This window comes from Citrobacter farmeri (assembly GCF_019048065.1).
Classification (GTDB): domain Bacteria; phylum Pseudomonadota; class Gammaproteobacteria; order Enterobacterales; family Enterobacteriaceae; genus Citrobacter_A; species Citrobacter_A farmeri.
The window spans coordinates 3,558,164-3,581,005 of the sequence record NZ_CP077291.1; the positions used below are offsets into that span (position 1 = coordinate 3,558,164).

At 55.1% G+C, this 22,842-nt stretch carries 14 protein-coding genes; 8 read left to right on the plus strand and 6 right to left on the minus strand.

From position 1 onward, the window contains the following. Positions 1 to 55: 55 nt before the first annotated feature. The gene (gene ehaB / locus I6L53_RS16755) at positions 56 to 2,977 is read right to left on the minus strand and encodes an autotransporter adhesin EhaB (RefSeq protein ID WP_042324627.1); all 2,922 of its coding nucleotides are present in this window, start codon (positions 2,975 to 2,977) and stop codon (positions 56 to 58) included. A 512-nt stretch (positions 2,978 to 3,489) separates the two neighbouring features. On the opposite strand from ehaB, the gene hemB reads away from it, so the two are divergent. Both hemB and olsF read left to right on the plus strand, forming a co-directional pair. After that, positions 3,490 to 4,464: a porphobilinogen synthase gene (gene hemB / locus I6L53_RS16760; protein ID WP_042324630.1), complete on the plus strand. Its 975-nt coding sequence runs from the start codon at positions 3,490 to 3,492 to the stop codon at positions 4,462 to 4,464. A 121-nt stretch (positions 4,465 to 4,585) separates the two neighbouring features. Further along, positions 4,586 to 6,313 (plus strand): bifunctional ornithine lipid synthase OlsF, encoded by a 1,728-nt coding sequence (gene olsF, locus I6L53_RS16765; protein WP_042324631.1) that lies wholly within the window; start codon positions 4,586 to 4,588, stop codon positions 6,311 to 6,313. A gap of 48 nt (positions 6,314 to 6,361) precedes the next feature. Here olsF and tauD read toward each other — a convergent pair whose 3' ends face one another. Genes tauD through tauA form a run of 4 tightly spaced genes read right to left on the minus strand, consistent with a single transcriptional unit; the run spans position 6,362 to position 9,775 of the window. Beyond that, entirely contained in the window at positions 6,362 to 7,213 is an 852-nt protein-coding gene (tauD, locus tag I6L53_RS16770; RefSeq protein WP_042324633.1) for a taurine dioxygenase, read from the minus strand. Continuing rightward, the gene (gene tauC / locus I6L53_RS16775) at positions 7,210 to 8,037 is read right to left on the minus strand and encodes a taurine ABC transporter permease TauC (RefSeq protein ID WP_042324634.1); all 828 of its coding nucleotides are present in this window, start codon (positions 8,035 to 8,037) and stop codon (positions 7,210 to 7,212) included. The genes tauD and tauC overlap by 4 nt, the downstream gene beginning before the upstream one ends. Further along, the gene (gene tauB / locus I6L53_RS16780; protein ID WP_042324636.1) at positions 8,034 to 8,801 is read right to left on the minus strand and encodes a taurine ABC transporter ATP-binding subunit; all 768 of its coding nucleotides are present in this window, start codon (positions 8,799 to 8,801) and stop codon (positions 8,034 to 8,036) included. Before tauB ends, tauC begins: the two co-directional genes overlap by 4 nt. Before the next feature lie 11 nt (positions 8,802 to 8,812). Next, positions 8,813 to 9,775 carry a taurine ABC transporter substrate-binding protein gene (tauA, locus tag I6L53_RS16785; RefSeq protein ID WP_042324637.1) on the minus strand — a complete coding sequence of 321 codons (963 nt, stop codon included), beginning with the start codon at positions 9,773 to 9,775 and terminating at the stop codon, positions 8,813 to 8,815. Between the two features lie 828 nt (positions 9,776 to 10,603). On the opposite strand from tauA, the gene I6L53_RS16790 reads away from it, so the two are divergent. The 6 genes from I6L53_RS16790 to fbpC all read left to right on the plus strand — a co-directional run bounded on the left by I6L53_RS16790 (position 10,604) and on the right by fbpC (position 18,467). Continuing rightward, positions 10,604 to 11,233, plus strand: coding sequence for a response regulator transcription factor (locus tag I6L53_RS16790; protein WP_042324639.1), 630 nt, complete (start codon positions 10,604 to 10,606; stop codon positions 11,231 to 11,233). After that, complete coding sequence (locus I6L53_RS16795; protein ID WP_042324641.1) at positions 11,233 to 12,774, plus strand: MASE1 domain-containing sensor histidine kinase; 1,542 nt, start codon at positions 11,233 to 11,235, stop codon at positions 12,772 to 12,774. Before I6L53_RS16790 ends, I6L53_RS16795 begins: the two co-directional genes overlap by 1 nt. Before the next feature lie 84 nt (positions 12,775 to 12,858). After that, on the plus strand, positions 12,859 to 14,163 hold the full coding sequence (uhpC, locus tag I6L53_RS16800; protein WP_042324644.1) for an MFS transporter family glucose-6-phosphate receptor UhpC: 1,305 nt from the start codon (positions 12,859 to 12,861) through the stop codon (positions 14,161 to 14,163). Beyond that, positions 14,160 to 15,191, plus strand: a complete 1,032-nt coding sequence (locus tag I6L53_RS16805) for an ABC transporter substrate-binding protein (RefSeq protein WP_042324646.1) — start codon at positions 14,160 to 14,162, stop codon at positions 15,189 to 15,191. Before uhpC ends, I6L53_RS16805 begins: the two co-directional genes overlap by 4 nt. 139 nt (positions 15,192 to 15,330) lie before the next feature. Next, entirely contained in the window at positions 15,331 to 17,409 is a 2,079-nt protein-coding gene (locus I6L53_RS16810; RefSeq protein WP_042324861.1) for an ABC transporter permease, read from the plus strand. An 11-nt stretch (positions 17,410 to 17,420) separates the two neighbouring features. Then, positions 17,421 to 18,467, plus strand: a complete 1,047-nt coding sequence (gene fbpC / locus I6L53_RS16815) for a ferric ABC transporter ATP-binding protein (protein WP_042324648.1) — start codon at positions 17,421 to 17,423, stop codon at positions 18,465 to 18,467. Positions 18,468 to 18,921: 454 nt separating this feature from the next. Here fbpC and I6L53_RS16820 read toward each other — a convergent pair whose 3' ends face one another. After that, positions 18,922 to 22,713 (minus strand): autotransporter outer membrane beta-barrel domain-containing protein, encoded by a 3,792-nt coding sequence (locus I6L53_RS16820; protein ID WP_052425418.1) that lies wholly within the window; start codon positions 22,711 to 22,713, stop codon positions 18,922 to 18,924. Positions 22,714 to 22,842: the final 129 nt, after the last annotated feature.

The window sequence follows — 22,842 nt, forward strand, 5'->3', positions numbered from 1 at the left end:
CTTGACGGGCATTTTTCAGATTAACTACGCGATATCCATTTCCGTAAGGGAATGATTACCAGGTATATTTAACACCCGCGTTAGCTGCCCAGTTCTGATCAACATCGCCGCCGCCGAGGTAATTCGCATCGGTATAGGCACTGAAGTTCTTGGTAAAGCTGAACTGCGTACCCAGGCCAACACGGACCGCTGATCCTTTGGTGCCATTGTCGATAGAATCGCCGTTTACATCAGCATCGTTACCCTGGTCGTCATACACATAAGCCAGTTTGAAGTAAGGCGTCAGCGCCTGATCTTCGCTGTAAGTGAAGGTATAGCCGGTATCCACACCCAGTTCATAACGCATGCTGTCGTAAGACTGACCATCAACCTGCATGTTGTTGCTCAGGCGATAATCATCATCAGACTGGAACAAGCCAGACACGCTGCCGTATGGAGTAACATAACCCGCATCACCCACTTTCCAGTCGTAACCCAGTTTCAGACCGAAGCCCCATGCATCCGCAGAGGTACTGCCATCAACATACTGGCCGTCGCTCATATTGGCAGACAGATCGTTGTTAAAGTGAGAGTAGCTCAGGCTGCCATCTACAAAGATGTTATTGGCAAAGCGAGCGGAGGAGTAAAGATAGGCAGACTGGCTGTCCTGATCCACCTGACCGGTATGGTCGCTCATGTCGCCTTTCGCGAAGCCCGCCGCAGCACCGACAATCCACTTCGCGTTGTTACCCTCAACTTTGGTATCCACACCCACCATGATGCCGTTGACATCCTGATCGTAGTTAATGGTGCCGTTATCGCCGTTGAAGTTGCCGCCGAAGTAACTGACCCATGCGCCGCCGTTATCCGCCAGACCATGACGAGAGTTGGTCAGACGTGTCCCAACCGTATCTTGCTCCAGGTTCCAGGTATTGGTGTTCGCAGACGGAATGCTCAACGCCATATTAGCGTAGTCGGTCAACTCCATCTGTTGCATAACAACGGTGTTGCCCTGCTGCTGAGCCTGATAGGTGTACGCACCCAAATCTGCTTTGTTCGCGGCAGAGAAGGTAGCCGTGCTGTTCTTGTCGTTAACGTAGATCAGCTCTTTGTCTTTGTAGTCCGCAATGGCACCTTCACCAGTAGCGTTGTCGATACGCACTTTGTAGTTGCCGGTTGCCGCAGCGACATTGTCGCCCGCGTTATCCACTTCAGACAGGTCAGCGCTGTAGGCATCACCATTACCGTTGATGGTCAGATGACCATCGGAATTCATGGCGATCACACCGTAACCGTAGTTAGACTTCGTGGTGTCTGCGGTACGATCGTTGGTCAGATCGGCCTGCAGCACATAGTTGTTGCTGTGAATATCAAATACACCGGCATGCACATTACCATTCGCATCGGTCGTGCTGGTCAGGTTCAAAGTATCCGTCTGCAGCGCATAGTCCGCACTGTTACCGACATCCAGAACACCGTCGTTTGTGACATTAATGGTGTTGGCATACAGTGCAGCATCACCTACACCCCAGCCCGCAGCCACATCATCAGCGATAGTAACGGTACTGTTGTTGACAGTCAGGGTATCCGTCGCCACATGGCCATCTTCGTTGATATTCAGCGCTGAACCACCGGTCAGAGCAATGGTGTCAGAAACCAGTGAAGAATCCGCAACATTCACCACAGAACCGCTGTTAATGCTCAGGGTATCAATCAGCGAAGCTTTGGTGGTATCCCACTGTGAACCGCCGTTCAGCGTTACATTGAACAGGCCGCTCTGATAGACATCGTTACCAACAACGTGACCATCTTCATCATAAGCGGTATTGCCATTGTCAATACCATAGGTGGACGATGGCCACAGGCTGTTCGCTGCAATGTCGATCAATGTAGCAGTTGCATCGGTACCGGCAGCAACGTCATCGTACACACCGTCACCATCGGTATCCACCTGATGCACAGACATCGCCGCACCGACCCATTTGCTACCGTTATTCAGGGTAACATCCATGCGGTCAGTACCATCCCAGCCGTTAGTGTCGACTGCTGAGTCGGTATCACGATAGCTGTCCGCCCCGTTCGGGAAGAAGTTTTCGTCGAAGTTGCTGGAGAACACAACATCGCCCATCAGAGTCGAATTACTGAGATTGACCGTCGTCTGCATAGCATTATCTGCATACGGATTCGCAATTGCGGAAATCGCAACGTCATCAGCTGTCAGCGTATTGCTATAGTCACTTGCGTTATTGTTATTGCCGAACCAGCCTGAAGTCCCTTCATCTGACCATGACCCTGACGTCACGGTTGAATTCGTTACTGTGATCGTGTTGTTAAACACCTCACCGCTGTTAACACCCGTGCTCACGGTGTTATCGTCAATATCTTCCCACTCATATCCCTGAGCCAGCGTAATGCCCGCCACGTGAGAGTTGTTGGTGATAGACAGGTCAACTTCCTGATCCAGGGTGATCGCGGTGCCCATGTCGTAGACATCAACAACGTGCGTATCTGCGGTGCCGTCAGTATAGGTACCGTTGTAGGTATAATGTTCGTAGTTATCGTCGATCGTGGAGTTATCAACGGTGAGTGCCAGACGATCGTAAACATAGCCCGTATCACGACCATTTGCGCATTCGCTCGTCATGCACTCAGACGTAATCATGCCGTGTACAGTGCTGTTTTTGATCGTCAGACTATTGCTATTGGTATTGGTAGAAAGGCCATCATCCAGATAGTAAGTTGAAATCACACCGTTTACGGTCGCGTTATTGATGACCGGATAGATATCTCCGTTATAAACGCTATCGGTGCCGTAGTTATTCCAGCCGACGTAACCATCGTAGTACACACCATCCGCGTAAGTGGCATCGTTATAGTGGTCAAATGTGGTGTAAGTCTTGCCAGAAATATCTGTTGAAGCATTCGCCTGAGAAGTGATTGCCAAAGTGCAGGCTAATGCTAATTGTGAGACTACAAGTTTCTTTTTCCAGGAGTGCATTTGTCATCCCTCCTCAGGGACGTAATAGTGTTGATCCATCAATTATCAATGCATAGAAAACATTTTGTTTTGCGAGGAGGATTATGCGGTGTCCACAATGAAAGGTTCAATTATTCTTTCCTTGCAGTCCGGAAACAGACAATAACAAAAACCAGGATAATATTCAATTGAAAAATACAAAAACACATATAAATCAATAATATAAATTAACACCAAAAACAGAAACCATATAGTACACCAATACTTAACATAGCGATAATTGATAATAATTAATAAATAAAAACCCAATCAATTAAAATAGCAGTTCATATAAATAAATAGATACTTTAAATAAACAAACAAAAAGCAATAAAACATCCAAATATAAATATTTAGCTATTCATATCAAAAAATTGCCAGACTATTCTATTTATTTTTCAATAAAACAAAGCCATAAGGCCAATTTTCGTAAAACACTCGCGTGCGGCTTCAGGTATACTATGGCCTTCAATTTCACAAGCATCAGGCATACCATGACAGACTTAATCCATCGCCCTCGCCGTCTGCGCAAATCTGCAGCGCTGCGCGCCATGTTTGAAGAGACAACACTCAGCTTGAACGATCTGGTGTTGCCGATCTTTGTTGAAGAAGAACTCGACGACTACAAAGCGATTGAGGCTATGCCCGGCGTCATGCGCATCCCGGAGAAACACCTGGCGCGCGAGATCGAACGCATTGCCAACGCCGGAATCCGTTCCATCATGACTTTTGGCATCTCTCACCATACCGATGACACCGGCAGCGATGCCTGGAAGGAAGACGGTCTGGTGGCGCGGATGTCGCGCATTTGCAAGCAGACCGTACCGGAAATGATCGTGATGTCTGATACCTGCTTCTGCGAATATACCTCCCACGGTCACTGCGGCGTGCTCTGCGAGCACGGCGTGGATAACGACGCAACGCTTGCAAACCTCGGTAAGCAGGCCGTTGTCGCAGCAGCAGCAGGCGCAGATTTCATCGCCCCTTCCGCCGCAATGGATGGTCAGGTGCAGGCAATTCGCCAGGCGCTGGATGCCGCAGGTTTTACCGACACGGCCATCATGTCCTACTCCACCAAATTTGCCTCTTCATTCTATGGTCCGTTCCGTGAAGCAGCAGGTACGGCGCTGAAAGGCGATCGCAAAACCTATCAAATGAACCCGATGAACCGTCGTGAAGCGATTCGTGAATCGCTGCTCGATGAAGCGCAGGGCGCGGACTGCCTGATGGTGAAACCGGCAGGTGCCTATCTGGATGTATTGCGTGATATCCGTGAACGTACGGAGCTGCCGCTCGGCGCGTATCAGGTCAGCGGCGAATATGCGATGATCAAATTTGCCGCGATGGCGGGCGCGATTGATGAAGAAAAAGTGGTGCTGGAAAGTTTAGGTGCCATCAAACGTGCTGGCGCGGATCTGATCTTCAGCTACTTCGCGCTGGATCTGGCCGAGAAGAAAATTCTGCGTTAATTTTTTCGTTCCCTTGCCGGGTGGTCTCGCCATCCGGCCCTTCCCCAAAACGTCACCCAAACGTCATACAAGCGACACTTACCGCTTCTACTGTCAGCACAGGACAGAAGGAGATGCGGCTATGTTTAGTCTCGATAACGTACTCAACGACCTTTGGCCTGCGGCGAGGACCGCGCCCTGGCAAAAGAAGGTGCTTCAACGCGTATTGTATGAAAAAGAGTTCCAGCAGTTTGCCGCCCGCCATCGTCATCTGAAAGGCGTGGATATGGTGGAACAGGTCCTGGAGCATCTGCAAATATGTTGTGAAATCCCCGAGCACCACATCGAAAACATCCCTGAAAATGGCCCGCTGGTGATCATCGCCAACCACCCCACCGGTGCGCTGGACGGACTGGCGCTCATCTATGCCCTCTCCCGCGTGCGTCGAGATATCAAAGTGGTGACCAACCGACTGCTTTCCCATCTGGAACCCCTGCGCTCGCTGTTCATCCCGGTAGACAATATTCAGGGACGGACGCCGAAATCGTCGCTGCAGCAAATGGATACTCACCTGCAGGCTGGCGGCGCGCTGGTTTTCTTCCCGGCGGGTGAAGTCTCGCGGCTGACGCTGACAGGGATCGCCGAACGCCGCTGGCATTCCGGTTTTATCCGCATGGCGGAAAAATACCGGACGCCGCTGCTGCCGGTACATATCCAGGCTTATAACAGCCCGCTGTTCTATGCCTGCGGACTGGTTTCCTCCAGCGCCACGCTGCTGCTGTTAATGCAGCAAATGTTTCGCCGCCGCGGCAGCACGCTGCCCGTACGCATCGGTCAACAGATAGCCTGGACACAGTGGTCCGTGAGCAAAAGCAATGTTCGTGAACAGGCGGAAAAGTGTCGGGAACATGTGATTGCGTTGGGCAAAGGCCGACCGGGCGTCTTTCGCACCGAGTCGACGATCGCCCCGCCGGAAAACAGAGTCCGACTGAAACGCGAACTGGCGCAGACGGCGTGTCTGGGGCAAACCGCTGATGGCAAGCAGATTTACCTCTGGCAGCGCAACGGGCAGGAGGAAGCGACGATCCTGCGCGAGTTGGGACGACTGCGTGAAATCGCCTTTCGTGCCGTCGGTGAGGGCAGCGGCAAACGCAGGGATATCGATCGCTACGATGATGACTATCTGCATCTGATCTTATGGGACGAGGAAGACCTCGAGATCGTCGGTGCTTACCGGTTCAGCCCCTGCGCGCAGCAGCTGGAAAAACAGGGGCTGGAGGGACTCTACAGCCACACGCTGTTTCATTACGATGAGCGGATGGCAGACATCATGCAGCATGGTATTGAACTGGGGCGTAGCTTTATTCAGCCACGCTACTGGGGGCGTCGCGGACTGGATTATCTTTGGTCTGGAATCGGTGCCTGGCTGGCACGTAACCCGCAGTATCGTTACCTGTTTGGGCCGGTGTCTATCTCCGGGGGATTGCCACCGGATGCGCGCGATCTGCTGGTTGCCTTCTATCGACTATGGTTCCCGCCAACGCATCCGCTGGCCGTCTCACGCCAGCCGTATCCCGCTTCGCTCCCGGATGTACTGGCACAGTTTGCAGGCAACGATTACTACGAAGATCTGACGCGACTGAAGTCGCTACTGGGAAATCTCGGCTGCGGCATTCCTCCGCTCTATAAGCAATACTCAGAGCTCTGCGAACCCGGTGGCGTGCAGTTTATCGATTTCGGCAGCGATCCGGATTTTAACCACTGTGTCGATGGTCTGGTGCTGGTGGATTTAACGTATCTGAAGGCTAACCGCTATCAGCGCTATATTGGTGAGCATTTGACATTTTTATCAGGTGGCAACGTCGCCTGATCTGGCCTACGGTTCTGTAGACCAGAGAAGCGACGCGCCATCGGCTATTCAGCCCGCGCGAAAATAAGGTTTATCCCCCAGGATTGTCGCCCGGTGCATAATGCGCCGCTGCGGCAGGTAATCGGCGTTTGCATAATGCTGTGTCACGCGGTTATCCCAAATCGCCACGTCATTTGGCTGCCAGCGCCATCGCACCTGAAACTCTGGTTTTGTAATATGCGCAAACAGGAAGCCGAGCAGCGCCTCACTCTCTTTCTCCGTCACATCGACAATGCGCGTGGTAAAACCTTCATTGACAAACAGCGCCTGCTTACCGCTCACCGGATGGGTTCGCACCACCGGATGCAGCAGCGGCGGATGCTTCGCCACCGCTTCACGCCAGCGCTGATGCTCCTCCTCTGTCTTGCGGTACTTGTATTCCTGGAAGGATTTACGGAAGTCATGTTCCGCCCGCAGACCGTTCAGCAACTGGCGAAACGGTTCTGATAGCGCCTCATACGCCGCGATACCGCTGGTCCACAACGTATCGCCGCCGGTGGACGGTAACTCCTTAGCCGCCAGAATCGCCCCGGCAGGCGGTGTCTCAATAAAGGTGACGTCGGTGTGCCAGTTGTCATTATCCGGTGGATTATCATTGTGCGTATCCAGCACGATAATCTCCTCCACGCCTTCGGCATGGGGATAAACCGGATGAATGTGCAGCTCGCCAAAGCGCTGGGCCAGCGCGCGCTGCTGCTGTGGCGTGATAGCCTGTTCGCGCAGGAACACCACCTGATGTCGCAGCACCGCATGGTAAAGCTGCTCAAACTGATTGTCGCTCAGCGGGCGGGTTAAGTCCGCCCCCGCGATCTGCGCGCCGATGTACGGCCCCAGCGGGGTAATGCTCAGACGTTCACTCATTGGACTTCTCCATGCCAGGGTGTCAGACGGCGCTGAAGCGCGCGCAGACCCAGTTCTAAAATAAAAGCGATAATCGCAATCACCGCGATCCCTGCCAGTACCACATCGGTCGCCAGAAACTCACCGGCCGACTGCACCATAAACCCTAACCCCCTCGTTGCCGCAATCAGCTCCGCCGCCACCAGCGTTGACCAGCCCACGCCGAGGCCAATGCGCAATCCGGTAAGGATCTCCGGCAGTGCGCCTGGCAGAATGACCAGCCACAACACCTGCGCCCGGCTCGCGCCCAGCGATCGAGCGGCGCGGATCCGCACCTGCTGCGCGCTCTTCACGCCGGCCAGCGCAGACATCGCGACCGGGGCAAAAATCGCCAGATAGATCAGCAGGATCTTGGACGTTTCACCAATCCCGAACCAGATCACCATCAACGGCAAATAGGCCAGCGGTGGCACCGGACGATAAAGCTCAATAATCGGATCGAGAATGCCGCGTAGCGTCGGGCTGAGCCCCATCGCGATCCCGACCGGAATGCCGAAAGCCACCGCAGCCAGCAGCGCCAACACAATGCGGGTCAGGCTGGCGGCCAGATGCTGCCACAGCGTGGCATCCATAAACCCTTGCGGACCGGCGATGGTAATAAGCTTTTGCAGCACCTGGTCCGGCGGCGGCAAAAATAAAGGGCTTATCAACTGCAGCGCCGCAACCGTCCACCACACCGCCAGAATCACCGTCAGCGTTGCAAGGCTCAGGGTTATCTGGCGCGAGAACGGCCAGCGCCACTTCAGCGGCCGTTGACGCGGTTTATCGTTGATCACCACACTCATGAGAAGGCCTCCCGTTGTTCAAAGACACGGCTCAGGACGTATTCGCGGGTCGCGATAAACTCTGGGTCGGACTTAATGCTGCGGCTTGCTTCACCGGCCACAAAACGGCGGGCAAAGGTCAGCGGCAAACGCTCCAGCACCCGGCCAGGCCCAGGGGACAGCAGCACCAGTTCGGTCGCCATAAACACGGCTTCTTCAATATCATGCGTAATCAGCAGCACCTGCTTGCCGGTCTCATGCCACAGTTTTAGCAGCAGAGTTTGCATCTGTTCGCGAGTAAAAGCGTCCAGCGCGCCAAAGGGTTCATCCAGCAGCAACAGCTGTGGATTCGCCGCCAGCGCGCGGGCAATGCCAACGCGCTGGCGCTGACCGCCGGAAAGCTGCCAGATAAAGCGTTTTCCGGCGCCCTCCAGCCCGACTTTTTTCAACATTTCCTGAGCGATGCTGACACGCTGCGCTTTCCCGATGCCGGCCAGTTGCAGACCCAACGCGACGTTATCCTGCACATTACGCCACGGCAGTAACCCTTCGTGCTGAAACACCACGCCGCGCTCCGCCCCCGGTCCATCGACGCGTTTTCCTGCCAGTTGAATGCTGCCGTGCTGATACGGCACAAATCCGGCAATCAGGTTCAACAGCGTCGTTTTGCCACATCCCGACGGCCCCAGCACCACCAGCAGTTCACCGCTGTCGAGCGTCAGATTAATATCTTCCAGCGCCGGTTTACCGCCGTAATCGGCATACAGATGAGAGAGTTGCAGCATCAGCGCCTCCTTTATTGCACGAAGCGATCGGTAACGTACTGGCTGTAATCGCTTGCTACCGCAGGCACCTTGCCCTGCTCTTTCAGAAATTGCGCGGTGTCGATAATCGCTTTGTTCACCGGGCCGGTGAGTTCAGCCGTCTGCTGCTGAGGCGTGAGATAGGTATTGCCTTTCACCAACCCCGGCACATCGGCTTCCGGCACGCCGCTCAGGCGCGACAGCTTGCTGATGTTCTCCGGCTGTTTCAGCCATTCGTCGGGATTTGCAATATAGGGCTGCTGCGCGTCGATAGCGCTTTTCGCGAAGGCTTTCACCACCTCCGGATACTTCTCGGCAAAGTCTTTGCGCACCACCCACACATCAAGCGTTGGGGCCCCCCACTCGCCGACTTTTTCCGAGTCGGTCAGCACCTTGCCGTCTTTTTCCAGTGCGTTAACAGCGGGTGCCCAGACATAAGCCCCATCAATATCTCCACGCTGCCAGGCGGCGATAATCGCCGGCGGCTGCAGGTTCACAATCTCCACCTGACCGGGTTTGATCCCCCAGTGTTTCAATGCCGCCAACAGACTGTAGTGGGTGGTAGAGATAAACGGCACCGCGATGCGTTTGCCGATCAGATCCTCGGGTTTGCTGATATCTTTCTTCACCACCAGCGCTTCGGAATTACCAAGTTTTGACGCCAGCAGGAAAACTTCAATCGGTACCTGCTGACTGGCGGCGACCGCCAGCGGGCTGGAGCCGAGATTGCCGATCTGCACATCGCCAGAGGCCAGGGCGCGAACGATGCTCGCGCCGCTGTCGAATTTGCGCCAGTCAACGGTGGCCCCGCTCGCTTTGGCGAAGGTGTTATCCGCCTGCGCCACTTTCGCCGGTTCAGCGGAGGTTTGATACGCGACGGTGACGTTCACCGCCTGCGCCTGAAAGGTGATGAATGCCAGTGCGGCAAGAAGTGTATTACGCGATGAACGTGCCATATTGTCTGCTCCCTTGTCTTGTTATGGGGGCAGTATTTCGTTGCGGCCGGATTTGATAAAGGAATTAAAAATTCTTGCTAAGAACAAAGCGTTTTTAGAAAAAAAGTGGGAATGGTTAGCGATTTTCAATATTTAGCTATGCCTTATATGTCGCTATGGAGAAGGGTTCCGTTCGCTTTATGTCCATTGCTTCTCTGGGAACAACTCACCCGCGAACGTGTTAAGGGCGTTCTCCGCCACACCCTTAACAATCCCGGCTCCCGGCGAGGAAAATCGCCACGTTGTGGTCCATTCGCCTTATGCCGTCTGCCTGTCGGGTCGGGGCCGAGCCTGCATCCCTGCAGGCCGCCCCCTCCGCCCGCTTCCCTGCGGGCGGACCCGGTCAGCCGTCAACGGCTCATCGATTTTCACGCCGGACCAACGGCATCGCTTCAATTCTCTGCCTTTCAGGTAAAGTCATTTCGCTGTAAAAAAGCAAACTGCGGAGATGGTAGGGTGTGGATTGGTCCGGCTGAAAATTGCCGACGTGTTTCCGCAGGGCCGGGGGAACCCGCAGGGATGCGGGTTCAGGGCGCGCGAAGCAGTGTCGTAGGCCGGATAAGCGTAGCGCCATCCGGCATGGGCTGTTGACATGCGTCATGCCGTTTCTGGGAAGTGTTCCGTTCGTCTTATGTTTCTTTCCGTGGGTCAGGTGAGAGGAAAAACGCATAACCTCTGCCCCCCAAATATTGCCATTTTGTTACATTCATTCCATAACTGTACCTGATTGATTGCCAGCGCAGCGGCGCCAGGCATCATAGAGTCATTATCCGGCAAGAGAGCAAAATCATGATACGTGTGGTGCTGGTGGACGACCATGTGGTGGTACGTTCTGGCTTTGCGCAATTACTCAGTCTCGAAGAAGACCTCGACGTCGCAGGGCAGTACAGCAGCGCTGCGGAAGCCTGGCCTGCTTTACTGCGCGACGACGTTAACGTTGCGGTGATGGATATCGCCATGCCGGACGAAAACGGTCTGAGCCTGTTGAAACGCCTGCGGGCAAAGAGGCCGCAGTTTCGCGCCATTATTCTCAGTATCTATGACACGCCGACCTTTGTGCAGAGCGCGCTGGATGCTGGCGCCAGCGGTTATCTGACCAAACGCTGTGGGCCGGAAGAGTTAGTGCAGGCCGTCCGTTCCGTTGGACTGGGAGGGCATTATCTCTGCGCCGACGCGCTGCGGGCGTTGCGCGGGGGTGAAACGTCATCGACGGTGCTGGAAGTACTCACCCCGCGTGAACGGGAAGTGTTTGATTTACTGGTCAAAGGTGACAGCGTTAAGGAAATCGCTTTCAAACTCGATCTCAGCCATAAAACGGTGCATGTCCATCGTGCCAACGTGCTGGGCAAACTGAACTGTCACAGCACCATCGAACTCGTCCACTTCGCCCTCGATCATCAACTGCTGGCAGGACATTAATGTCTCGCAACCTTCGCTACGTCGTCATCTCGCTGTTTATTGTGCTGGCGTGGGGCACCGGCGGGCTGATGCTGTGGACACTCGGTTTTTATCTGACCCATAACGGCCAGCAGGCGGCGCTGTTCCTGCCGCACGGTGTCTATCTGGCGCTGCTGATCCTGCTTTCGCGCCGCTACTGGCCTGCGCTGGTGCTGCCGCCAATGCTGATGCTGCTCTGGCTGCACAGTGAGCAATTGCTTAATGGCTATATTCTGCTGGCCACACCGCTCATTAGCCTGATTCCCGCCAGTCTCGCGCAGTCCTTCTGGTACCGTTTTCCTCTTTACTGGCAGCGACTGACGCTGCTGCTGGCGACAGTAACGGCGGCATCACTGCTCAATACTCTCCTGCTGTCGCCGTTTGTCAAAAGTCCGGCGATGCTGCTCGGTCTGGCGTCATTTACCGGTGGCGTGCTGCTGACGCCCTTCGTCTACTTGATCTTTGAATTTCTGCGCCAACAGCATCGCTACCACCTGCTTGGACTGGACACCAATAACCCGCCGTTGCGTACCTCGCTCATCATCTGGTGTAGTCTGTTTTTTATCATTGGCATTGGCACGCAGATGGTGCTGTCGCCAGAGATTGAACGCCTGTTGTTGATAGTAGTATTTCTGCCCAATGTCGTGATGGCGTGGAAGTTTGGCTGGCAGGGCGGCGTGCTCTCAGGATTGCTGGGCAGCATGATGATCACCATCGCCCGTCAGGTCGGAGTAGGGTTCAGCAACCTGGTTGAACTGGAAATCTTTCTCGCGACGCAGTCCCTGCTCGGCATTGGTCTGGGGATCGCTATCAGCCGTCAGCAGCATCTGGCGCAAAACCTGCACCATTACCGCCAGCGCCTGGAAGCGGAACTGGCGGCGCGACGGGCGCTGGCCGAGAAACTGGTGCATACCGAAGAGGATACGCGCAAGAGCCTGGCGCGCGAACTGCATGACGAGATTGGACAGAATATCACCGCCATTCAGATCCAGTCGCAGTTGGTGAAACGGGCACATGACCCGGCGCAAGCCCAGGCCGCTGCCAGCCAGATCAACGATCTCGCCAGGCGGATCCACCTCTCTACCCGCCAGTTATTGCGCCAGCTTCGCCCGCCCGCGCTGGACGAACTGTCGTTCAAAGAGGCGTTGCTCCATCTACTCAATGAGTTTGCCTTTACAGAGCGCGGCATTCGTTGCCAGTTTGATTATCAGCTCACCACCACGCCCGAGAATGAAACGGTGCGCTTTACGCTCTACCGACTGTTACAGGAGTTGCTCAACAACGTCTGTAAACACGCCGAAGCCAGCGAGGTACGGATTGTCCTGCGTCAGCAGGGAGATGTGCTGCATCTGGATGTCACCGACAACGGCGTGGGGATCAGCCCAGACAAAATGGCCGGTTTTGGCATTCAGGGAATGCGCGAGCGGGTCAGCGCCCTCGGCGGTGAACTGGCGCTGGAGTCACGGCACGGTACGCGGGTAAGTGTTAACTTGCCCACAAATTTGCAACAAATTGCCTTCTGACCAGGAAAAAGTCTTAGTCACTCCAGACTTTCTCTCATCCCCTTTTGGTTTCTCTTTCTTATAGTCAGCAAAACGGAGACGGCTATGCACGCAGGCGCAGCAACTGAAATCAATCAACGTTACCGCACGCTGCGTCCGCGACTGCTGATGTGCATGGTCATCGGTTACGCCGCGTTTTATCTGACGCGTAAAAGTGTGAACTACGTGTTGCCAGCGCTACAAACCGATCTCGGGTTGGATAAAAGCGACATCGGACTGTTGGGTTCCCTGTTTTATCTGACCTACGGTCTGTCGAAATTTACCGCTGGACTATGGCATGACAGCCACGGACAGCGTGGGTTTATGGGCGTTGGCCTGTTCGCTACCGGTCTGCTGAACGTGGTGTTTGCCTTTGGCGAGTCGCTGACGCTGTTGTTGGCAGTCTGGACACTCAACGGATTTTTTCAGGGCTGGGGATGGCCACCCTGCGCCCGCCTGCTGACCCACTGGTACTCGCGCAATGAGCGCGGCTTCTGGTGGGGCTGTTGGAATATGTCTATCAATATTGGCGGGGCAATTATCCCGCTGATTAGCGCCTTCGCCGCTCACTGGTGGGGCTGGCAGGCCGCGATGCTGATGCCCGGGGTAATCAGCATGGCTCTCGGGATCTGGTTAACGCTGCAACTGAAAGGCACACCTCAGGAAGAGGGGTTACCGTCCGTCGGACACTGGCGTAACGATCCGCTGGAATTGCGCCAGGAGCAGCAGAGTCCGCCGATGGGACTGTGGCAAATGCTGCGTACCACGATGCTGAAAAACCCGATGATCTGGCTGTTGGGCGTCTCGTATGTGCTGGTCTATCTGATCCGCATTGCGCTCAACGACTGGGGCAACATCTGGCTGACGGAAAGCCACGGCGTTAACCTGCTCAGCGCTAACGCCACGGTGATGCTGTTTGAAGTTGGCGGACTCCTCGGCGCGCTGTTTGCCGGCTGGGGTTCGGACCTGCTGTTTAGCGGTCAGCGGGCACCAATGATTTTGTTGTTTACGCTGGGGTTGATGGTCTCTGTCGCCGCGCTATGGCTGGCACCGGTTCACCATTACGCCCTGCTCGCAGTCTGTTTCTTTACGGTGGGCTTTTTTATCTTTGGCCCACAAATGTTGATTGGCCTGGCGGCGGTGGAATGTGGACACAAAGCGGCGGCAGGATCGATCACCGGTTTTCTCGGCCTGTTTGCCTATCTGGGGGCAGCGCTGGCGGGCTGGCCTCTGTCGCTGGTCATTGAACGCTACGGCTGGTCGGGGATGTTCAGTTTGCTCTCGGTCACCGCAGTACTTATGGGTTTACTGCTGATGCCGCTGCTGATGGCGGGCATCACCACCACTCTCAGTCAAAGGATAAAACAATGAAAATGACCCTTACCTCTACTCTGATTGCCTCCGCGGTTGCGCTGGCGACCTTATCAGGCGCCGCGCACGCCAAAGGTCGTCTGGTGGTCTATTGCAGCGCTACCAACGAAATGTGCGAAGCGGAAACCAAAGCCTTTGGCGAAAAATATGACGTGAAAACGTCGTTTATCCGCAACGGTTCCGGCAGTACGCTGGCGAAGGTCGATGCCGAGAAGAAAAACCCACAGGCTGACGTCTGGTACGGCGGCACGCTGGACCCGCAGTCTCAGGCCGGTGAAATGGATCTGCTGCAACCGTACAAATCCCCGAACCTGGAACAGGTGATGGAGAAATTCCGCGATCCGGCAAAAGTGAAGGGGAACCTTTCATCGGCGGTCTACGTGGGTATCCTCGGTTTCGGCGTTAACACCCAGCGCCTGAAAGAAAAAAATCTGCCCGTGCCGAAATGCTGGAAAGATCTGACCAAACCGGAATACAAAGGTGAAATTCAGATTGCCGATCCGCAAAGCTCCGGCACCGCCTATACCGCGCTGGCGACCTTCGCCCAGTTGTGGGGGGAAGATCAGGCTTTTGATTATCTGAAACAGCTGAACGCTAACGTCTCACAGTACACCAAATCCGGAATTGCCCCGGCGCGCAACGCCGCACGCGGTGAAACGGCCATCGGCATCGGCTTCCTGCACGACTACTCGCTGGAAAAAGAACAGGGCGCGCCGCTGGAGCTGATTTCTCCGTGTGAAGGTACTGGCTATGAGATTGGCGGCGTCAGCATCCTGAAAGGGGCGCGCAACCTCGACAACGCCAAACTGTTTGTCGACTGGGTACTGTCGAAAGAAGCGCAGGAGCTGGCGTGGAAGAAAGGCAAATCCTATCAGATCCTGACCAACACCACCGCCGAAACCTCGCCGAACTCACTGAAGCTCGATGACCTGAAGCTTATCAACTACGACATGGATAAATACGGCTCAACTGATGTCCGTAAGGCGCTGATCAATAAATGGGTCAGCGAAGTGAAGATGGGTAAATAAGCCCACACGATGACTTCCTGACGTTAAGGTTACGCAGGCCGGGTAAGGCAACGCCGCCACCCGGCAATCATCGTCACCCTGAATGCCGGATGGCGCTCACGCTTATCCGGCCTGTTCAGGATTGAACAGCGGAAAACGTATGTCACACACACTTGCACTCCATCCCGTGAAAAAGCGGGATGCGATATTCCTTTGGGTCTTACTCGGCTGGCTGGCATTCGTCCTGCTGCCGAGCTGGAGCCTGGATTACGGTCTGCTGGAATCCACGAGCGATGAAATTCTCGAGGCCTACGGCTGGTCACAGTTCAATATCAGCTGGCTATGGTATCTGCTGCCGAGCCTGCTGCTGATTCGCCCGTTCCATGAAGCCCGACGCGAACAGCGCAGCCGCCACTACCTCGACGCAGGCTGGGCGTTCTTATGCATCGCCTTTATCGTCATTAGCGCCACCGTCGAAGGGCGTGGTTTAGGCTATGCCACCATCGTGTTGTTTGTGGCGTTGGGCGCGATCATAACCCTGGCGCTGACCCGCCTCGAATGGCTGGGCGGCGACCGGTTTGTGATCGGTTCCCTGGTCACCATCGTGGCGCTCATCGGCATCTTTATCGTCTGGCCGAGCATCGCCATTTTCATTCCGATGTTCACCAACGACGCGGGGGAGTTCGCACCGCTGGCGTTTATGAATGTGCTGTCACAGGCGCATATTATTCAGGTGATCCTCAACTCCATCGCGCTGTCGATTGCCGTGGGCGTCGGCTGTACTTTCTTCGGCCTGGTGCTGGCGATTTATACCACCCGTATCGCCCAACGCAGCGCCGTTATTGGCCGTATCTTCTCAATCCTGCCGATCGTCACGCCGCCATTTGTCGTGGGGCTGGGCGTCACGCTGATGATGGGGCGTTCTGGTTACGTGACCGAATTGATGGTGGAGTGGTTCGGGCTGACCAACACCAACTGGCTGTACGGGTTTACCGGCATCTGGCTGGCGCAGGTGCTGGCGTTTACCCCAATGGCGTTTATGATCCTCGACGGCGCGATCAAAACCATTCACCCGTCGCTGGAAGAAGCGTCATACACCCTGCGCGCCAGTCGCTGGCAGACGTTTAACGGCGTATTTGTCCCGCTGCTGAAACCCGCTCTGGCAAACGCCTTCCTGATTGTCATCGTGCAGTCACTGGCCGACTTCAGTAACCCGCTGGTCCTCGGCGGCAACTTCGATGTACTGGCAACGCAAATTTACTTCTACATCACCGGTTCACAGCTCGATTACCAGGCTGCCAGTACGCTGGGCGCCTTCCTGCTGCTGTTCTCGCTGTTAGTGTTCTGCGTACAGTACATGTGGATTGGCAAACGCTCTTACGTCACCGTCTCCGGGAAATCATACCGCGGCGACGTGCAGCCGCTACCGGTCACCCTGGTCTGGAGCGTAGTGGCGATCCTGGCGATATGGATTGCCTTTAACGCCCTGCTCTATGGCAGTATTTTCTACGGCAGTTTCACCGTGAACTGGGGCGTGGACTATACCCTGACGCTGGATAACTTTATCAAGCTGTTTGGTCAGGGGATGAGCGACGGCGCATGGCCTTCGCTGCTCGATACCCTGCTGTATGCCGGAATTGCCGCACCGATCACCGCCGCCTTCGGCCTGCTGATCGCCTGGGTCGTGGTACGCCAGCAGTTCAAAGGCAAAAAGACTATCGAGTTCACCACCATGCTGTGCTTTGCCGTACCGGGCACCGTGGCGGGCGTTTCCTATATTCTCGCCTTTAACAGCGCCCCGTTATACCTCACCGGCACCGCAGCGATTGTCATTATCTCGATGGTAATGCGTAACGTGCCGGTTGGTATTCGCGCCGGGATCGCCGGACTCGGCCAGATCGATAAATCACTGGATGAAGCCTCGCTCAGTCTGCGTGCCGGGAGCTTACGCACCATTACGCACATTCTGCTGCCGCTGCTGCGCCCGGCTATTCTCTCGGCGCTGATCTACAGCTTCGTGCGCGCCATCACTACCGTCAGCGCCATTGTTTTCCTCGTCACGCCGGACACCCGCGTGGCAACGGCCTACATTCTGAACCGTGTGGAAGATGGCGAATACGGCGTGGCGATTGCCTACGGGTCGATTCTGATCGTGGTGATGCTGGCGATTATTTTCATCTTTGACTGGCTGATTGGGGAAGCACGTATCTCCCGGTCTAAAGCCAAAAACCAGGCGTAATGGAGCGCACTATGAGTCAGAAAAATTTCGTTGAACTGCGCAACGTCACCAAACGATTCGGCAGTAACACGGTCATCGACACTATCAATCTCACCATCCCGCAAGGGCAAATGGTGACGCTGCTTGGTCCGTCTGGCTGTGGCAAGACCACCATTTTGCGCCTGGTCGCTGGTCTGGAAAAACCAAGCGAAGGGCAGATTTTTATTGATGGTGAGGACGTCACCCATCGCTCGATTCAGCAGCGTGATATCTGTATGGTGTTCCAGTCGTATGCCCTGTTCCCGCATATGTCGCTGGGAGAAAACGTCGGCTACGGTCTGAAGATGCTGGGCGTGTCCCGCGCTGATGTGAAGGCGCGAGTAAAAGAGGCGCTGGCGATGGTCGATCTGGAAGGATTCGAAGATCGCTATGTGGATCAGATCTCCGGCGGTCAGCAGCAGCGCGTGGCGCTGGCGCGCGCGCTGATCCTCAAACCGAAGGTACTGCTGTTTGACGAACCGCTGAGTAACCTCGACGCCAACCTGCGCCGCAGCATGCGCGATAAGATCCGCGAGCTGCAAAAGCAGTTTGATATCACCTCGCTGTACGTTACCCACGATCAGAGCGAAGCCTTTGCGGTTTCCGACACCGTGCTGGTGATGAACAAGGGGCATATCATGCAGATCGGTTCACCGCAGGATCTCTATCGTCAGCCTGCGTCCCGCTTTATGGCCAGCTTCATGGGCGATGCAAACCTGTTCCCGGCGACCTTCAGCGAGGCATCGGTTGATATCTTTGGCTATCGCCTGCCGCGTCCGGACCATTTTGTCGCTTCTGGCTCGGGTACTGTCGGTGTGCGTCCGGAAGCCATCACCTTAAGTGACCATGGCGAAGAGAGTCAGCGCTGTGTGATTCGTCATGTGGCCTATATGGGACCGCAGTATGAGGTTACGGTGGAGTGGCACGGACAGGAAATCCTGTTACAGGTCAACGCCACTCGTCTGCAGCCGGATATTGGCGAACAGTATTTCCTCGAAATTCACCCATACGGCATGTTTGTGCTGGCGGACGCGGGGTAGGTTTTCGTTGTTTTGTAGCATCGTAGGCCGGATAAGGCATTTATGCCGCCATCCGGCAGTTGCGTCGGAAACTCAGCGATGTCATGCCTGATGGCGCTGCGCTTATCAGGCCTACAAAATCCGTAGGCCGGATAAGGCGTCAGCCGTCACCCCTGTACCAGCCGCAACTGTCCGCGTGGCGCACTTAATCGCGGGGATGGATTAACAATAAGGAAAAGAATGGGTCGCCAGCTCATAACGCCTCCCGTTCAGGACGTTATCTATACTCTGGCAATGGCAAAGCTGCCCGGCACTAAGACGAAAGTGGGAATGCTGCGCGAGTGATCATTCAACAGAATGACAGCCGGGAAGGTATTCGCAAATTTCAGCGAATATTTACCACGCAATGTGGCACTAAGCGTTAAAACATCATCCCGGCGGAGAAGCCGGGATGACAGGAAGCACATCGTGATGGCTAGAACTGGTATTTTATCCCCAATACGCCGCTCGTGTCGTGAAAGCCGTTATTCCCCATTTGTTGCGCCACGTTGCCCCAAACGCTCAGATCCCGGGTCAACCGCCCCTCGACGCCCACTTTCACCTCACCGACGTTTCGACTTCCTTGCAGGGAGGTACTCGTGTCATTCATTCTGACGCCGTACTGCTTCGTGTTGTGTATCCAGTTCGCCTCGATAAAGGGTTCAAACTCGCGTACGGTTCCTTTTTCCGTGGCGTTTTTGCCATTGACGTAAAGGCGCATACCCAGACGGGTCTGAATATTATTGTCACCCTGGCCCTGAACCCGCGTGCCGTTTTTCTCCGTATGGTCGTTAGCCTTCACCCCCATCCAGGTGGCCTGTGCCTGTGGGCGAAGATAGACGTTACCTTCCATGTCGCCAGCCGTGGTGAATGACCCCATATGGAAAGCGTATCCCGACTCCAGCGACGCCGTCAGCCCCTTGCTTTTGTAGCTCTCCTGAGCAATCTCATCACCTTTAACCGTATTGTCAAACCAGTTATAAAGCACCCAGGAATCAACATACAGGCCGGTTTTATCGACGGCGTTCTGATACCAGGTTCCGTACAAACCGGCGCTGTAGCCGCTCACCTCGCCACGAGAACCGTAGCCTGACAATCTGTTATGGATGTCGTTATCCTGCTTACCATAGCCCGCCATTGCGCCCAACTGATAGCTATCCGTACCGTTCGCGCTGCCCTGGATCAGCGAGCCGCCGACCTGCACGACAACGCGGTTAGATGAAGCGGTGTTCTGATCGTCAGGCATCCGGCTCTTATTGCGCCCGCCCGAGGTACGCAGCCACATGCTGGTCATGTGACGTTCCCCTGTGACAGGGTCGGTATACCAGGATCCTCCCTGACGGTCCTGCAATCGGGTGTTAAACAGCGTATTCGCTGCCGCCAGGTTGCTGGCGTAGCTCCCTCCCTCAGGGCGATAGATATTGACCGCGTCAGAGGAATCGCCTAGTGCTGGTCGATCGTTATCGACAACATCAGAGGAATCGTCAGGATCTGGGCTGTCCGTCAGACTGGTTAAATACCAGTTATTACTGTCACTACCGGAAGCCGTTCCCTGCTTCACGTGATATTCATAACTGCCCGCCACGATGCGACCACGTTGAACAAAGGCCTCAGCCGTAGAACTACCGGTTTCAATGATTTTAATCCCTTCATGCAGCAAGGCCCCTGAACCATTCTCGTTGCTAACCTGCACGTAGGTTGTGCCGGTTGCGTTGCCGGTAATCACCAGTTTGTCCGTCAGGCTGCTGTCGCCGCCTAGAACGGTGCCCAGCGAAAGGCTGCCGCCGTTACCCGCATAGTCGCCATCGATAGTCAGCGTATTCCCGGCGCTGGTTGCGCTGTTGTTGAGAATAATATTGCCGCTGTTCGTGACATTGCCAGTCAGCATGACGCTGAGAGGAGAAGACGGTGGCACACCATAATCATCAATCAGCAGGGTTCCACGGTTATCCAACGCGTTGACGATCTGGCTGTTGCCGTTAAGGTTAAGCGTCCCTTCCTCGCCGACGGTTACGCCAGAGGTATTGGCGAATGCATTCGGCGTCGTCGTCTTCAGCATGCCTTCGCTGACATAGGTCGACCCGGTATAAGTATTTTCCGCTGACAGTATCAGCGTACCGTCTCCCGCTTTGGTCAGACTTTTACCGTCCCAGGCCGGGTTGACGTGCGCCGTATTGTCAGCCAGAGCGACGCCAAGATCGAAGGTTCTGCCCTCATCCAGCGTGAACGTCCCGTGCGCGTCGGCGTCCAGACCGTTCCAGTACAGGGAGTATTGAATAATCCGGGAGCCTGCGTTGATATAGGCAAAGTCCGGCTGGTTCATGCCCGCGACGAGGGCATTACTGTAAGAAAACGCGCCCGTAATACCGTTGGTGGTTTCAACCAGCAGAATGTCGTGCATATCCCAGCGAGTGATACTGGCATTAAGCGATGCGTTATCACCAACCGAGAGAGACGCCGCCTTGAGGCTGACGCCTTCGCCAAGGGTGAGCGACGCCCCTTCGGCAAACGACGCGTTACCGGAAAATTCAATGGGGCGTTCCGTCAGCGTCACGCTGGCTGCCTGACCCACGGTCAGATTACCGTTGATGGCTCTGTTTGCCGCGTCATTGTTGACGATCTGCAACGTTGTCGCGCTGTCGCTCGCACCGTCTGCAAGCCTGACATCGCCGGTGATAGTTGAGCCGGTATTCAGCGTCAGCAGATTGCTGCCGCCGGTAAGACTGAGAGCCGCCCCCGCTTCGCCACCGCTCCTGTAGGGTGCACCTCCGGTGATAGCGCTGTTATTGATTATCGCCAGATTGCTGCCGGATATCGCTGCGCCACCTGCACCGTTAGCGCCGCCGTTGCTGCCGTAACTGCCTCTGCCCCCGACGACAGAACCGCTGTTGTTAATCCTCAGACTGTCACCGAATATTCCGATGCCGCCGTTGCCGCCGTCACTGGTGTTAGTATTCTCTCTGCTGCCGCTGTAATTGCCTTCTCCGCCAGTGATGGTGCCACCAGCCAGATTACTGATGGTCAGATTGCGACCGGATATAGCCGCACCGCCGTCTGCGCCGTCAGGGCTTGTCGTATCGCCGCCGGCAAACCCCCCTTCACCACCGGTAATGGAGCCGCCGTTGGTGATGGTCATATTATCGCCAAGTATTCCCGTGCCGCCTGCGGTAGGCATTCCGGCGCCACCTGCATCGTCCAGGCCGCCATAGCCGCCTTCACCGCCGATCACTGAAGCACCCGCTAAATTATGAATGGTCATATCGCTACCGGATATTCCAGCACCCGCATTGCCGGCATCTTCTCCATAGCCAAATCCCCCTTCGCCACCGACGATGGATCCGCCATTGGTTATGGTCAGAGCGGAACCTGATATAGCATCGCCCCCTAATCGTCTGGAATTGCCTCGACCACCCGTAATTGATCCACGGGCAAGATTGTCGATGACCATATTACTGCCGGTAATTCCGGCACCGGCATTGCCACCTTCAACCCCATCATAACCATATCCCCCTCCGCCGCCGAGAATAGCGCCGCTGTTGGTGATGGTCAGCGCGGAACCCGATATGGCATCGCCTCCCTTGCCACTGGAATCACCGTCACCACCGGTAATACGGTAAGTATTAATGATCGTCAGATCGGTACCTGATATGCCAGCGCCGCCAATACCGCTCGTCCCGCTGTAGTCATCATAGCCGTAACTGCCATCGCCTCCGGTAATCGCACCATCGTTGGTTATCATGAGACGGTTACCAGAGATACCCGCACCGCTAGCGGAACGTCTATCCCCTTCGCCACCGGTGATGGAGCCGGTACGAGAATTGGTTATCGACAGGTCCGTACCCGATATTCCCACACCACCTGTGCCACTGCCACTAACGCTATAGCTACCCTCTCCACCAATAATCTTTCCGCTGTTGCTGATGGTTACACTATTACCGGACATTCCGTCGCCGCCATCGCCGCCCGCGTAGCCATTACCGCCGGTTATCGTGGTGCCACTACCGACGCTTACGCTGTTATCCGCCGCGGTAGTTTCCGGGTTCGGCGATAAGACATACCCGGCTCCGGCACCTTCACTGCCGCCATTAACCCCGTGAGTCCCAGTGTTGGATTGCGCCGCATAAGGAAATGAACCATCGACATGAATCGTGGCGCTTGTTGCCGGTCCGGAGGATATGAAGATCGATGCGATCAATAACGCTATCTGGTTTCTGCGAAAATGTTGCATTAATAACTCCCTTGCTAATTTTCACAAAATTAAGTTAATTTCTCACTGTTGTTAAATTAGTAAACAAAGTAGAAAAAAACAGGAAACAAAAAATTAGCAATAAAAATTAAATTAAATTCAAAGGAAAAT

Bases quoted from the DNA above. Each gene is read 5' to 3' on its own strand.
- ehaB (WP_042324627.1), bottom strand. From the start codon at position 2,977: ATGCACTCCTGGAAAAAGAAACTTGTAGTCTCACAATTAGCATTAGCC.
- hemB (WP_042324630.1), top strand. From the start codon at position 3,490: ATGACAGACTTAATCCATCGCCCTCGCCGTCTGCGCAAATCTGCAGCG.
- olsF (WP_042324631.1), top strand. From the start codon at position 4,586: ATGTTTAGTCTCGATAACGTACTCAACGACCTTTGGCCTGCGGCGAGG.
- tauD (WP_042324633.1), bottom strand. From the start codon at position 7,213: ATGAGTGAACGTCTGAGCATTACCCCGCTGGGGCCGTACATCGGCGCG.
- tauC (WP_042324634.1), bottom strand. From the start codon at position 8,037: ATGAGTGTGGTGATCAACGATAAACCGCGTCAACGGCCGCTGAAGTGG.
- tauB (WP_042324636.1), bottom strand. From the start codon at position 8,801: ATGCTGCAACTCTCTCATCTGTATGCCGATTACGGCGGTAAACCGGCG.
- tauA (WP_042324637.1), bottom strand. From the start codon at position 9,775: ATGGCACGTTCATCGCGTAATACACTTCTTGCCGCACTGGCATTCATC.
- I6L53_RS16790 (WP_042324639.1), top strand. From the start codon at position 10,604: ATGATACGTGTGGTGCTGGTGGACGACCATGTGGTGGTACGTTCTGGC.
- I6L53_RS16795 (WP_042324641.1), top strand. From the start codon at position 11,233: ATGTCTCGCAACCTTCGCTACGTCGTCATCTCGCTGTTTATTGTGCTG.
- uhpC (WP_042324644.1), top strand. From the start codon at position 12,859: ATGCACGCAGGCGCAGCAACTGAAATCAATCAACGTTACCGCACGCTG.
- I6L53_RS16805 (WP_042324646.1), top strand. From the start codon at position 14,160: ATGAAAATGACCCTTACCTCTACTCTGATTGCCTCCGCGGTTGCGCTG.
- I6L53_RS16810 (WP_042324861.1), top strand. From the start codon at position 15,331: ATGTCACACACACTTGCACTCCATCCCGTGAAAAAGCGGGATGCGATA.
- fbpC (WP_042324648.1), top strand. From the start codon at position 17,421: ATGAGTCAGAAAAATTTCGTTGAACTGCGCAACGTCACCAAACGATTC.
- I6L53_RS16820 (WP_052425418.1), bottom strand. From the start codon at position 22,713: ATGCAACATTTTCGCAGAAACCAGATAGCGTTATTGATCGCATCGATC.